This window comes from Nostoc sp. DSM 114167, assembly GCF_052692655.1.
On record NZ_CP195116.1, the window covers coordinates 6,053,747 to 6,066,653 of the forward strand.

Here is a 12,907-nt window from a genome sequence, read left to right on the forward strand (position 1 = left end):
GGCTGATGGCATTTCCCAAAATACCTACTATATATAGAAGAGGTGCAGCTGTACATCCCTACAGTTACAAAGATTTTGTCAAAAACAGCTTGCTCTAAAAAATCATACTTGAGCAATTACTGAAGATAAACAAGATAAGATGTGATTTATGCTACATGCAACATCTGTTGTTTAAGCGATCGCAAAGTTTTCTTAATTTTTAAGTCATTAATCCTGAAAAATATTTCTTTGGGTATTGTCCTTTTTTTTATACTCAGCAATACGGTCATGTAAGGTTATATTTATCACTAGTATCAGTTTAGTCATGGAGAATAAAAGTAATGATTGATGTAAGTAGAAAAAACTTTGAAAAAAGATATCAGACTCAAACTAATTTGCATAATTTTTTAAGATGTAACTGAGATCGTGACTTATTCATAGTGAAATCTAAATATTTCATTAAATAAATGATTTTAGGTATTTATGCCGATGCCATTTAATTAAAGTTATATTAACTTCTTATAGGAAATAGCCAAAAACAATGTGATCTAGAATACACGAATAGTTGCGAGCCTTTAGAAGTGATGTGAATAGGGTATCGCTACTTTAGTGTGAAATAAGCGTAAAGTTTTTTTAAGAAATTTTTGACTTACACAAAAAAGCGTTACATAGCCGAAGTCCGCTTTTGAGAAAGGTTTCGACCTTCAAATTGGAATGGGAATTTGAGAAAGTGGCCCATAGTTACGCTAAAACCCTGATCCCCAAGCTAAAAGGTTCGTGTTAGTCTGTTGCAGTTATAAAGAACAAAGTGAAAACGGAACGAGTTCGAGTTTTTCAAAAGGGAAATCACTTTCATTAGCGATAAATCCCGCAAGTTATAAAACTTTAAGTTCTACAGTCGCTTTCAAAAACGGACGCATGAATCAAAGACATTTGTGGACTATTGTTGCCCTGTTTATGGCTGTTTTGGGAGTACCCTCAGTCGGTTGCACTCAAACCACCAAAGGAAATGCGCTAGCATCCCAAAAATCACCTGCCCCTGATGTGGTTAAGGTGGGAGAGTACCAATCAACAGCAGGGAAACAAACCTTGGATGCTGTGATTACAGAAATTCATCCTCACAACATTAAAGGACGTAAGGCGGCAACCCTTTTTATCAAAAATATACCTGTTCTCACCTTTTTGAGTTCTGTATCAAATACAAATCTTGAGACTAAAAAAGTTGGTGCAATTGGCAATACTGGGGGCGTACAAGGGTACGCCCTTATTGCTAGCAATTCATCAAATGCATTGAATACTGGGAACGCAACAGATGCGAGTAACCAGATTAGCTCCACTGACGATGACCCGGTTCAGATAGCTGGTGTAGTAGCAGCTAAGATCAACCAGTTGAATCGAGAAAACGTGGACGGGAGTAAAATTACCGTCAGTTGGAAAGCAGGGGAAAAATCTACTGCCAATCAAGCGCAAAACAAAAGCGTCCCTGCCCAGCAAAATGGCGATCGCTATGTAATTAAAATTAATGACGAAGAGTTGGTCGAAATCAGCGAAGGTACGCGATTAGCAGGTACTACCAACGATCTAGCGCAAGATGCATTGCAAGCAACCAATCGCTTGCGGAGACTACTAGGCAATGCATCTCCCCTAAAAGAGATTGCAAATTTACCAGTTCGTCAACAAATATCAATATCAAAACTGCCTCAACAGGTTGCCGTCGGAGTAGTGCGAGCCACCCTGAGAGGCATGGCTTCTTATTACGGCTATGACGGTTCTGGTAATCGCACTGCTAGCGGTCAGAGATTTAATCCCGAAGCAATGACTGCCGCTCATCGTAGTTTACCCTTTGGTACGCAAGTTCGTGTAACTAACACTCGCAACGGTCGTTCCGTAGTGTTGCGGATTAACGACCGAGGCCCATACATTCGGGGTCGAGTCATTGACGTGTCTGCCGGCGCGGCTCGAATTTTGGGAATGATGGGCAGTGGCGTAGCGCCAGTGCATATTGAGGTATTGGGAAAATAATCGAGTAGGTTACAGGTTACAGGTTACAGGGGAAAAATTATTCTCGATCGCCTGTCACCTATAACCTTTCTCCTAACCTCAATCCCAGTTCCGTATCACTTAATTCCCCTAGTTCAATCAATTCCCTCTATTTCGGATATAAACTAACGGGGGAGGGATCGATAAGAACTAGGGGTATTTTTGTGCGCCTGCTGACAACAGTCGCAGCTTTACGCTGCTATTTAACTAAACGCTGCTCAGAAAACAAGCTAATTGCAGTTACTGAGGATCTGAGACTAGATGAGATGACTGGCTGGTATCAGACGGCAGTCGGTCTGGTGCCAACGATGGGAAATTTGCATCAAGGTCATTTAAGCTTGATCCAACGGGCGCGGCACGAAAATTCTATGGTGATTGTGAGTATTTTCGTTAATCCCCTGCAATTTGCTCCTAATGAGGATTATCAACGCTATCCCCGCACTTTAGAGCAAGACCAACAACTTTGCGAACAAGCTGGGGTAGATGCCATTTTTGCACCGACTCCGGAAGCAATGGCTGTTCCCCAGAAGAGTATACAAGAATCAAAGGTTACACAAGTTATCCCCCCATCCACTATGATCGCAGGTTTGTGTGGTCGTTCTCGGCAAGGTCACTTTCAGGGTGTCGCTACGATTGTTACCAAACTTTTCAATTTGGTACAGCCTGACCGTGCCTACTTTGGTGAAAAGGATGGTCAGCAACTAGCAATTATTAAACGCTTAGTGGCTGACTTAAATTTGCCAGTAGAAATTGTTGCTTGTCCAACAGTACGGGAAGCGTCGGGTCTGGCCTTCAGTTCTCGCAATCAATATTTGACGGCAACGGCAAAAGAGCAAGCAGCGGTATTATATCGGGGCTTGCGACAAGCCCAAGCCGCATTCATTGCAGGCGATCGCAATAGTAACAAGTTGATAGCAGTGGTACAGCAAGAAGTGGCAATGGTCAGCACGGCCTGTGTGGAATATATTGAATTGGTTGAACCGACTACGTTGATGTCTTTAGAAAAAGTTGAGGAGGAAGGAATGTTGGCGATCGCAGCTCGTTTTGGTGCTACACGTTTGATTGACAATATTATATTGCGCGATCGTCAACCCATTATCGCCATTGATGGGCCAGCCGGGGCTGGAAAATCCACAGTGGCGCGGCAAGTGGCAGCAAACCTGAATTTAGTGTATTTAGATACAGGAGCGATGTACCGTGCTGTCACTTGGTTAGTACTGCAAAAGGGTATTGCTATTGACGATGAGTGTGCGATCGCCGAATTAGCTAATCAGTGTAAAATTGAACTGATTCCCACCCAGGATTTACATTCGTCCGTGCAGGTTTGGATTGATGGTGCTGATGTTACCCAGGCAATTCGCACGATTGAGGTAACTTCTCTTGTATCGGCGATCGCGGCACAAAGCGCTGTCCGTCAAGCACTGGTTAAACAACAGCAAAACTGGGGTAAAAAAGGTGGTTTAGTTGCTGAAGGTCGGGATATCGGTACTCACGTATTTCCCGATGCCGAAGTTAAAATCTTCTTAACCGCTTCTGTAAGTGAACGCGCCCGTCGCCGCCAACAAGACTTTAACACCCAAGGTCAACCGGAAGTGAGTTTAGAGCAGTTGGAACACGACATCGCCGAACGTGACTGGAAAGATAGTACACGCAAGGTTTCTCCTTTGCAGAAAGCAGCAGATGCGATCGAACTTCAAACTGATGGTTTGGACGTGTCTGAAGTCACAGCACAAATCGTTAACTATTACCAACAGCGTTTATCTCAGTATTAATTGCTGCTATTTGCTGTTAGCTTTTTAGTTTCAAAAGGTGGTGAGTGATTATTCACTTACCATCCTTAAAACTGTATTTAAAAATAAATATAGATAAGTTAACTATCGGTTATTTTAATTTGAAAATTAACACTATAGTAAGTGTAAATATTTATTAAATTAATTTAAACTTCTTTAATTACTAAATCATCTCGCTTTCGACTGATTTTTAAAATCGTAATTAATCTTACTAAAGATAGAAGTATTAAAGTTTTAATTGCTAAATGCTATTTAGTTATTAGCCTTTAGTTATAAAATATTAGTCATTTTTATTTATAATCAGGAATTGCTAGCGATTTGACTTATCAACCAAGTACTTTGTTTCTGTCTTCACTTTGGTAGTAGAATGACGATGTTAAGTTTTATGTTTCACTAATCAAAGGCATAAAACCCCTAAAAATAAAAGCTATTAATTTCCCAAACTTCTGCAATAGCTTACAAACTAGAAACCGGTAAAGAGAGGATTTGACACAATGGCATTTGTACAGCCCCCACTACCCTTTGAAAAAGATGCTCTAGAGCCTTTTGGCATGAAAGCTGAAACTTTTGAGTATCACTATGGCAAGCATCACAAAGCTTATGTAGACAACCTCAACAAGCTCACTGAAGGTACAGAACTTGCTGATAAGTCCCTAGAAGAAGTAATCAAAATTTCTTTCCAAGACTCCTCTAAGGTGGGAATCTTCAACAACGCTGCCCAAGTTTGGAACCACACCTTCTTCTGGAATTCTTTGAAACCACAAGGTGGTGGTACACCCACAGGTGAACTCGCAGCCAAAATCGATAAAGATTTTGGTAGCTTTGACAAATTCAAGGAAGAGTTCTCTAACGCGGCTGCAACTCAATTCGGCAGCGGATGGTCTTGGCTGATCGATGATGGTGGTACGCTAAAGGTGATCAAAACACCAAATGCAGAAAATCCCCTAGCTCATGGTAAGAAGGCACTCTTAACCTTGGATGTTTGGGAACACGCCTACTACATTGACTATAAAAACGCCCGTCCAGCGTTCATCAAGAATTTCCTAGATAACTTGGTCAACTGGGACTTTGCTGCTGAAAACTTGGCTAAAGCTTAATTACTTGCCTAAAGAAAGGCAGAGGGCAGGAGGCGGGAGGCAGGAGGAAAGAATTTATTCTGAATTCTGACTCCTGACTCCTGAATTCTGTTAGATAAATCAAAATATATGGATAGCAAAGAACTAGCGCAATACATCGAAGCAACGAATAGCATCTCTAAACCTTGGGTATTGATACAACTGCGTCTCAAAAAATTGCAAGAGCGTCGAGCCACTCTGACAAACGATGTTTATACCAAAGAATTAGAAGATATTTACCAAGACTTGATGAAATTAGGTGAATGGTGGCGCGGTATTGAAGATGAGGTATTTTAAAGTGAGGAGTTATGAGTTATGAGTTTTCCTAACTTTTAACTCCTAACTCTTAACTTAAAACACAACCTGATGGCTCAAGCTCTCGATCAAGTCGATTACGATACTCTCGATGCTGCAAAACGACGCTTCATCGATGCTGCAAAACGCACACTTGGCTTTGCAAGCTCTTATGGCATCGTCCCCGCGTCAGGTCTAGGAGCAAGTGCTAATGCTTTCAGCTTCAATCTCGCTCCGTTTCTAGAGGCGGGGGCTAGAGAACTTTCGATGACACTTGTGCCGGAAGGACTAGGCACCGCAGACGATACCCGCCCTGACGATCTTTCCGAAGAAGAACTTCGACGATTCTGGTGGAATATTGGGATTAAGATCGTTTCGTGTCTGACGAATGATGCCGCAACTTCAGGTATGCAGACTATACTTCTCGGTCTTTATCTGCCTTCGAGTACTCCTGAAACAATTTTTACCCCCGCTTTCCTTGATGGGTTTCTTGATGGAGTAGTAGAGGGGTGCAAACGAGTCGGGTGTGTGTATCTCTCAGGAGAAACTCCTCAACTAAAAACCAAGATGATTCCAGGGCGGCTCGATATCGCTGGCTCGGTTTTTGGGGTTATGCCCGCTGGTGTCGTTCCTATTGATAGCTCGCGTCTGGATGCCGGAAATACTATTGTTCTGGTTGAAAGTTCGGGCCCCCATGAGAACGGCTTTACACCACTGCGAAAACTTGCCGAGTCGCTTCCTGATGGCTACAGAACAAAACTTCCAAGTGGGCAAGAGTTCTGGGAAGCTATGAATGCTGCTTCGTATCTTTATACGCCCCTTGTACAGGCAGTGCTTGGCGAAGGAATTCGTCCGACGGCGATGGAGAATATTACTGGTCATGGCTGGCAAAAGCTGATGCGGTCGGTGAAGCCGCTTCGGTACGTTATCGAAACAATGCTCCCAGTACCAGAGATATTTACATTTGTTGAGAGTCATCTTCAGGGCGGGGCCGAGACGATGCTTTCGGTGTTCAATTACGGTGCAGGATTCGCATTCTATACAGAGTCTAAACAGGATGCAGAGAGAATTGTCCTACTTGCAAGAGAACATCAACTTTCGGCTGCGATCGCTGGAAGAGTTGAAGCGTCTCTTTCCCGCGAGGTAGTGATAGAACCTCTTGGAGTCACCTTGAAGGGAGATTCTTTTGGAATTGCGCGAGGGGTATGATACAACCCAAATGTAGGCATAGCCCGTCGTAGACATCTTAGTTTTCTCGAAGCTATTTTAGACTCACTTATGCGATGCCTGCGGTGGTCACTGACTTGTACTGAGTTTCGACTGCGCTCAACTACCGCGCAGCCGAAGTAGCTTTGTCGTACCCCTCCTCTTAAGCAAGCTACGCGCAGCGTCTCGTAGAGAAGTGCTGGCTACACCTACGCTAAAATCATTATTGGTTAGAAAAAAGCTGTAATTACTGAGAAAAGTAATATTTTTTACACACTAAATCAATTTGCATTTTCGGCTTATTTGAGATAATTACTCTACTAAACCTTTATTTTTTAAGCCATTTAACACAGATGTTATAGGCGCATTGATGAATTTTGAATGTAATATTTAGTACTGCTTAAGAATAAAGTAGTTTGTATTACCCATGACTACTGAGATTAAGATTTGCTAACGTAGTCTTAACATATTGAAAAATTTGCTGAGAAAGCTGAGAAAGTAGCAGCCGATACTAATTTTTAGTGTTGGTTCTTTCTCATCCAGAGATGTGGCATTTTGGTGTGTTAACGATAGATATTTTTCTTCAGAGGGGGTTATGGTTGTAAATTTGGCCCGTACTACAACTTCGGCAGAGCTTTTAAAGCAAGTATTCCGTAACATTGATGCATATAGTTGTCCAAAGTTATTCAACTTTCACATGCACACTGTCTACTCAGATGGTAAGTTGCAGCCGAGTGCATTGATGGAGCAGGCGATCGCTATTGGGTTAAAAGGGTTAGCCATCACCGATCATCATGGTATTATCGGCTATCAAGCGGCCCTTGCTTGGTTAGAAGATTGGAAGTGGAATAATTCTCATGCAACCACTCCTCACCTGTGGAGCGGCGTGGAAATCAATGCCAGCCTTTTGAATATAGAAGTTCACATTTTGGCTTACGCTTTTGCCATAGAACACCCTAGTATGAAACCTTATCTGCAAAGAAGGCCGACTACAGGGCAAGAATATCAGGCAAGTAACGTGATTGCCGCTATTCATGAAGCTGGGGGATTGGCAGTTCTGGCTCATCCAGCTCGTTACAAGCGATCGCATTTTGACTTAATTCCAGCTGCGGCCCAAAAGGGCATTGATGGTGTGGAAACTTTCTACGCCTACAATAACCCTAACCCTTGGAAACCCAGCGTATTGGAATCAGAACAAGTGCAAAAGTTGGCTGATGAATACTTTCTTTTCAATACCTGTGGTACTGATAGCCACGGTTTGAGTCTGCTACAACGCTTGTAAAGATGAATCAATTTTTTTAAATCTCCTGGTTCAATCTGCCAGGAGATTATCTTTTTTTAGATGCTCAATAGTCAATTTGTTTTAAAGTTAACGTGAGTTCGATGAACCTCTCCCGGACAACTTCCCTCTCCCACGGGTCAAGGGAGGAGCAACGAAAAATTAGGGTTTTGGCTCTGCTCTCTGTGTCCAAGAGGGGTTGGGGGAGAGGTCAAAAAAGGGCTTGTCGAACTCACGTTAAAGTTAATTTCAAGAGACGCAATAGCAAAGTAAATTTGTAAAGTTCTTCTCACAAACAAGGCAGGAAGTAGAAGGGAAGAGGATTTGACTTGTTTCTTTCGTCCATAACGGAAGCGATCGCGTCCGTAAACAGCTTCCATCACATCGACAACGCGATCGCAGGAAAGCGAATCCTTCATAGTCCCGTCTTCGTTAAACTCCTGATATGCTTTAGCCACTGACGATTGATTGGGGATCGCGAACATCCGCACTACAAATAATAGACCTCTTGGCATTTGTGCTTTTTGCACTCTTGGGGAAAAGGGTAAAGGTTAAAGGGAAAAGGGACTTTTGCAGAACCTTTTTCCCCTTTTCCCGACAAATGCCAAGAAGTCTAATATTTATCGAGCAGTTGTAAATTCTTTATTTACAGACTCAATTAATTGAGTGACCCGTTCTTTGATTTCATCGCGGACTCTTGGAAAAATTTCTGGTTGTTCTGCTGGATCGTCTAACTGCCAGTCTTCAAATACTTCCCGCACAACCCATTCAGGCGGTAAATTCACGCCACAGCCACACAAAGAAATTACTACATCAAAGTCTTTCGCTTGGAAATCACTCAGGGGTTTGGAGTGTTGATCGGTAATGTCGATACCAATTTCTTTCATGGTTGCAATCGCTTCTGGTCTGACCTGACTTGCTTCTAACCCAGAGCTAATCGCTGCAATTTTTCCTTTACCAAGAGTTTTAGCAAAACCTTCCGCCATTTGGGAACGGGCAGAATTCTTTTTGCAGACAAACATCACACGTTTCATGGTTCAACTCCTTTGAATAATTTGGCTAAATTTAAAAGCTTCTCGATTCAGATGGCAAAAAATAACGTTTTTCAAACCAGAAAGCCACATTAACCAGACCAATCAATACAGGCACTTCCACCAGAGGCCCGACGACGGCGGCAAAAGCAACACCCGAATTAATGCCAAATACTGCGATCGCAGTGGCGATCGCTAATTCAAAATTATTTCCTGCAGATGTAAAGGCGACACTTGCGGCTCTAGAATAGTCTGTTTTAACGCGCCTAGCCATGTAAAAGCTGACCAAAAACATGATGATGAAGTAGACGATCAACGGAATTGCAATCTTCACTACATCAAAGGGGATTTGAACAATCAAATTCCCTTTCAAGCTGAACATAACCACGATTGTAAATAATAAAGCAATCAGTGCGATGGGGCTGATTTTAGGCACAAATTCCTCGTGATACCACTGCTTACTTTTCACCTTTACTAAGAAGTAACGAGTGAAAAATCCAGCTAAAAACGGAATACCAAGATAGATAAACACACTTTGGGCAATCTCAGCAATACTGACATGAACAACACTACCTTGTAAGCCAAACAGTGGCGGCAGTACAGTAATGAAAAACCAGGCATAAGGACTATAAAAGATGACTTGAAAGATGCTGTTAAAGGCAACCAATCCAGCCGTGTACTCTGTATTAGCTCGTGCCAAGTCACTCCATACAACTACCATTGCAATACACCGGGCTAATCCAATCAAAATCAATCCCGTCATGTATTCTGGATAACTGTGTAAGAAGATAGCTGCCAGAACAAACATCAAAATTGGCCCAACGATCCAATTCTGAATTAGTGAAACACCAAGAATTTTTCCGTTGCGAAATACATCCCCTAATTCTTCATACCGCACCTTGGCTAAGGGCGGATACATCATCAAAATTAACCCGATGGCGATCGGTATATTGGTTGCTCCCACCTGGAACTGATTGATAAAGGCTTCTACTCCAGGAAAGAAATAGCCTAGACCAACACCGATCGCCATTGCTAAAAAAATCCATAAGGTTAGGAAGCGGTCAATAAAGGAGAGGCGTTTTGAAGTTTTTTTGTTCATGACAATTAACCCCATACATGAATGCAGGAGCTTTGAGCAGGAATTTCAGATTATTCAATCCAAAATCCAAAATTGAAAATCTAAAATTCGTGAGTTATATCAAGAGTATATCTCCATCATTTCAAAAAAAATTGATTTATCAATGCCTATAAAACTAAAATTAAACAAAATATGACAAAAAAAATTGATGAATATTTAAGGTTCGCAGGGGGGACGAATAGGTAATATGGGGCTAAAACGGCGGAATTCTGCTAAATATAGCTCTAAGGCAGCAAACTGCGGTAGATTGAGGCTGTAGTAAATCCAGCGCCCTTCTTGACGAGCGCGAACTAAACCCGCTTCTTTCAGGGTTTTGAGGTGAAAAGACAGTTTAGATTGAGTGGTTCCCAGGTGGTCGCATAGGTCACAGACGCATAGTTCTTGAGAGCGCAGCAGTTCTAATACCTGAATCCGTAGAGGGTCAGACAGGGCATGAAAGCCAGCAGCGATCGTATCAGGAGTGAAGGTGCTATTAAAAGCCATCAACTTTTCTTGAAGTATTTCTTTATGGTAAAGTCTCAATCATCGGTTAAATAATACCTTAACTAAAAAGAAAAGGTCAGTCTATAGTCGATTCTTGGTGGGAATCACAATCATTGAGAAATAGGGTACCTCGGCTGGATCGACTTCATCTAGGGGGATGATGCGTTGCTGTGATGTTGATGCCCGCTCAATATATCTTGCCCGTGATGCTAGGCCTAATTTATGCAAGATATCTCGTACTTTGGTAAAGTGACGACCTAGTTTCATAATTGCGGCGGCGTCGGTCATCAGCAGATGTGTAGTCAGTTCTTCTGCTGGCAACGGGGCGGGTAAGACTGTGAGAATATCAGTATAGTATGTGAAAGGTACACCCAAGGCTACCGGACAAGCCATCAGCGAGGAAACTCCGGGGACAACTTCTGTTTCGTACTGGTCGCATAACCGCGTGAACACGTACATGAACGAACCATAGAAAAATGGATCGCCCTCGCATAATACTACAACATCTCGACCTGCTGCTAAATGGTCAGCGATTGGTTGAATTTCCTGGTCATAAATAGACTGGGCCTTTTCTGGTTCCAAAGCGCGGGGGAGGTGAAATAGTACTTCGATTTGATTGCCAGGAAGATACTGCGCCACGATCGCTCTAGCAATACTTTCTTTATCTGTGGCTGATTGATAAGCTACCACAGGAGCCGCACGTAATAACCGCAGTGCTTTCAGAGTCAGTAGTTCGGGATCGCCTGGGCCGACACCAATTCCATAGAGACGACCTTTGGGTTGCATATTCATTCTTCCTCCGTTGCCAGGGCGTTAACTGCTGCTGCCGCGATCGCACTTCCACCGCGCCGACCGTGTAAGGTTAAAAATGGTACATTTCTGCTATCTGCTGCCAGTGCGGCTTTTGATTCTGCTGCACCGACAAACCCCACTGGAAAGCCTAAGATAATTGCAGGTTTGGGCGCTCCTTCATCAAGGATTTCTAACAGTCGGAATAGTGCTGTGGGCGCATTCCCAATTGCAATTACTGAGCCTTCCAGGTGCGATCGCCATAATTCAAGAGCTGCCGCCGACCTTGTAGTACCCATACGCTGGGCAAGTTCTGGTACTTCTGGTTCGTTAAGGGTACAGATAACTTGATTGTTTGCAGACAACCGCCGTCTGGTAACGCCATCGGCAACCATGCGGCAATCGCACAGTATTGGCGCTCCATTTGCCAGTGCTGCTCTTGCGGATTGTACTGCTGTTGGTGAATATCCCAACTCAGTGACAATATCCGTCATCCCACAGGCATGAATTAGACGTACAGCAACTTTTGCTACATCGGATGGCAACACATCTAAGTTCGCTTCTGACCGGATGATTGCAAAAGAATTACGGTAAATTTCGTTGGCATCTCGGATATAGTCGGGCATTCAATTTGGGATTTTAAATTTGGGATTAATATATAAAAATCAAAAGGCTTAGATTGCCGACTTCTCTAAAAAGTTGGGAATCTTTTTGTTCGCAATTGATTGAGGGATTATATTAAATAATTGCTGTAATTGTTCCAGTGCAAATCGATTAGCAAATTCTCCAAAGGACTCATTAGAATTTAAGCGTTGAATTTTATATACATATAGCATCCGCCCTATTAATGCAGGTAGTTCGGCAAAAGTTACATATTGATATAGTTCGCGTCCGAATTTCTGATTGCTGTCACCAACATAAACGTGATAGCCTTCCACAGTTCTATTTTCAGCCTCAATGGTGACGCCGAGGAGAGTAATATCACTTTTGCTGTGCTGGGCACAAGATTTTTCGCAGCCAGTGAAGTGGATATTAACTGGGTAATCGAGAGTAACGCGAGTTTTAAGATACTCTGCCAATGCCAACGCATGACTTTTAGTGTCAGTGGCAGAAGCAGCGCAACCTTTTTTTCCCGAACAGGCAACTAATCCACCCTTGATGTTGTTTGCAGAGGAATCTAATTCTAATAAAGCAATTTCACTTTGGACATCAGCAACCCATTGCTGAGGAATATCTGTAAGGAGCAAATTTTGCCAAGGGGTTAGCCTAAGAGTTCCACTACCGTATTTTGCCGCTAAATCTGCTAAACCCCGCATCTGTCTACTTTCCAATCGACCAAGGGGCAAGACGACACCAATGTAAAATAAGCCTTGCTGACGTTGGGGATGAATGCCAATATGCTGATATTTCTCCCCCTTCCCTACAAGGGAAGGGGGTTGGGGGGTTAGGTCTTTTCTGATTTCAGTGTACAAAAGAGAAAAAGGTAAATGCTGTTCAACTTCTTGGAGATAATTTTCACAACCCAAAGTATTCAATAACTCTCTCAAACGTGGCCGGCGCTTACTCGTAGTATGATGACTATAAGCTAGATAGACATCTGCCAAAGCTGCTAAGACGGGCAAACATTTTTCTGGTGGTAGTAAAATTCCTGTATCGCTGGGGGGTTGACCCTTCTCACCAACACTGAGAGAGAGCCGAAAGTAAACATTATCGTTAAGTAAGACAGCTGCAAAAGCGATATCATTCAAGCGATCGCCCACCTG

The 12,907-nt window shown here is 42.8% G+C and carries 12 protein-coding genes and 1 pseudogene; 6 read left to right on the plus strand and 7 right to left on the minus strand.

Annotated features, from left to right (window positions below):
* Nucleotides 1-897: 897 nt before the first annotated feature.
* From NSTC731_RS25765 to NSTC731_RS25790, 6 genes are all read left to right on the plus strand, one after another.
* Nucleotides 898-2,001, plus strand: a complete 1,104-nt coding sequence (locus tag NSTC731_RS25765; RefSeq protein WP_445627417.1) for a septal ring lytic transglycosylase RlpA family protein — start codon at nt 898-900, stop codon at nt 1,999-2,001.
* 182 nt (nt 2,002-2,183) lie between these two features.
* Complete coding sequence (locus NSTC731_RS25770; protein ID WP_445627418.1) at nt 2,184-3,791, plus strand: bifunctional pantoate--beta-alanine ligase/(d)CMP kinase; 1,608 nt, start codon at nt 2,184-2,186, stop codon at nt 3,789-3,791.
* A 512-nt stretch (nt 3,792-4,303) separates the two neighbouring features.
* The gene (locus NSTC731_RS25775) at nt 4,304-4,906 is read left to right on the plus strand and encodes a superoxide dismutase (protein ID WP_335002524.1); all 603 of its coding nucleotides are present in this window, start codon (nt 4,304-4,306) and stop codon (nt 4,904-4,906) included.
* Between the two features lie 108 nt (nt 4,907-5,014).
* Nucleotides 5,015-5,221, plus strand: a complete 207-nt coding sequence (locus tag NSTC731_RS25780; RefSeq protein WP_322680752.1) for a hypothetical protein — start codon at nt 5,015-5,017, stop codon at nt 5,219-5,221.
* Between the two features lie 69 nt (nt 5,222-5,290).
* On the plus strand, nt 5,291-6,427 hold the full coding sequence (locus NSTC731_RS25785) for an AIR synthase related protein (protein ID WP_445627419.1): 1,137 nt from the start codon (nt 5,291-5,293) through the stop codon (nt 6,425-6,427).
* Between the two features lie 592 nt (nt 6,428-7,019).
* Nucleotides 7,020-7,706, plus strand: a complete 687-nt coding sequence (locus NSTC731_RS25790; protein WP_445627420.1) for a PHP domain-containing protein — start codon at nt 7,020-7,022, stop codon at nt 7,704-7,706.
* 362 nt (nt 7,707-8,068) lie between these two features.
* On the opposite strand, the pseudogene NSTC731_RS25795 reads toward NSTC731_RS25790, so the two are convergent.
* The 7 genes and pseudogenes from NSTC731_RS25795 to NSTC731_RS25825 all read right to left on the minus strand — a co-directional run.
* Nucleotides 8,069-8,194 (minus strand): annotated as a pseudogene (locus tag NSTC731_RS25795) (arsenical resistance protein ArsH); the annotation flags it as partial.
* A 129-nt stretch (nt 8,195-8,323) separates the two neighbouring features.
* Nucleotides 8,324-8,737: an arsenate reductase, glutathione/glutaredoxin type gene (arsC, locus tag NSTC731_RS25800; RefSeq protein WP_445627421.1), complete on the minus strand. Its 414-nt coding sequence runs from the start codon at nt 8,735-8,737 to the stop codon at nt 8,324-8,326.
* A gap of 31 nt (nt 8,738-8,768) precedes the next feature.
* Nucleotides 8,769-9,833, minus strand: a complete 1,065-nt coding sequence (gene arsB, locus NSTC731_RS25805) for an ACR3 family arsenite efflux transporter (protein ID WP_445627422.1) — start codon at nt 9,831-9,833, stop codon at nt 8,769-8,771.
* Nucleotides 9,834-10,028: 195 nt separating this feature from the next.
* Nucleotides 10,029-10,355 (minus strand): ArsR/SmtB family transcription factor, encoded by a 327-nt coding sequence (locus NSTC731_RS25810; protein ID WP_445627423.1) that lies wholly within the window; start codon nt 10,353-10,355, stop codon nt 10,029-10,031.
* Nucleotides 10,356-10,436: 81 nt separating this feature from the next.
* On the minus strand, nt 10,437-11,141 hold the full coding sequence (locus NSTC731_RS25815; protein WP_445627424.1) for a precorrin-2 C(20)-methyltransferase: 705 nt from the start codon (nt 11,139-11,141) through the stop codon (nt 10,437-10,439).
* A gap of 2 nt (nt 11,142-11,143) precedes the next feature.
* On the minus strand, nt 11,144-11,770 hold the full coding sequence (locus NSTC731_RS25820; RefSeq protein WP_445627425.1) for a precorrin-8X methylmutase: 627 nt from the start codon (nt 11,768-11,770) through the stop codon (nt 11,144-11,146).
* Between the two features lie 48 nt (nt 11,771-11,818).
* Nucleotides 11,819-12,904: a hypothetical protein gene (locus NSTC731_RS25825; protein WP_445627426.1), complete on the minus strand. Its 1,086-nt coding sequence runs from the start codon at nt 12,902-12,904 to the stop codon at nt 11,819-11,821.
* Nucleotides 12,905-12,907: the final 3 nt, after the last annotated feature.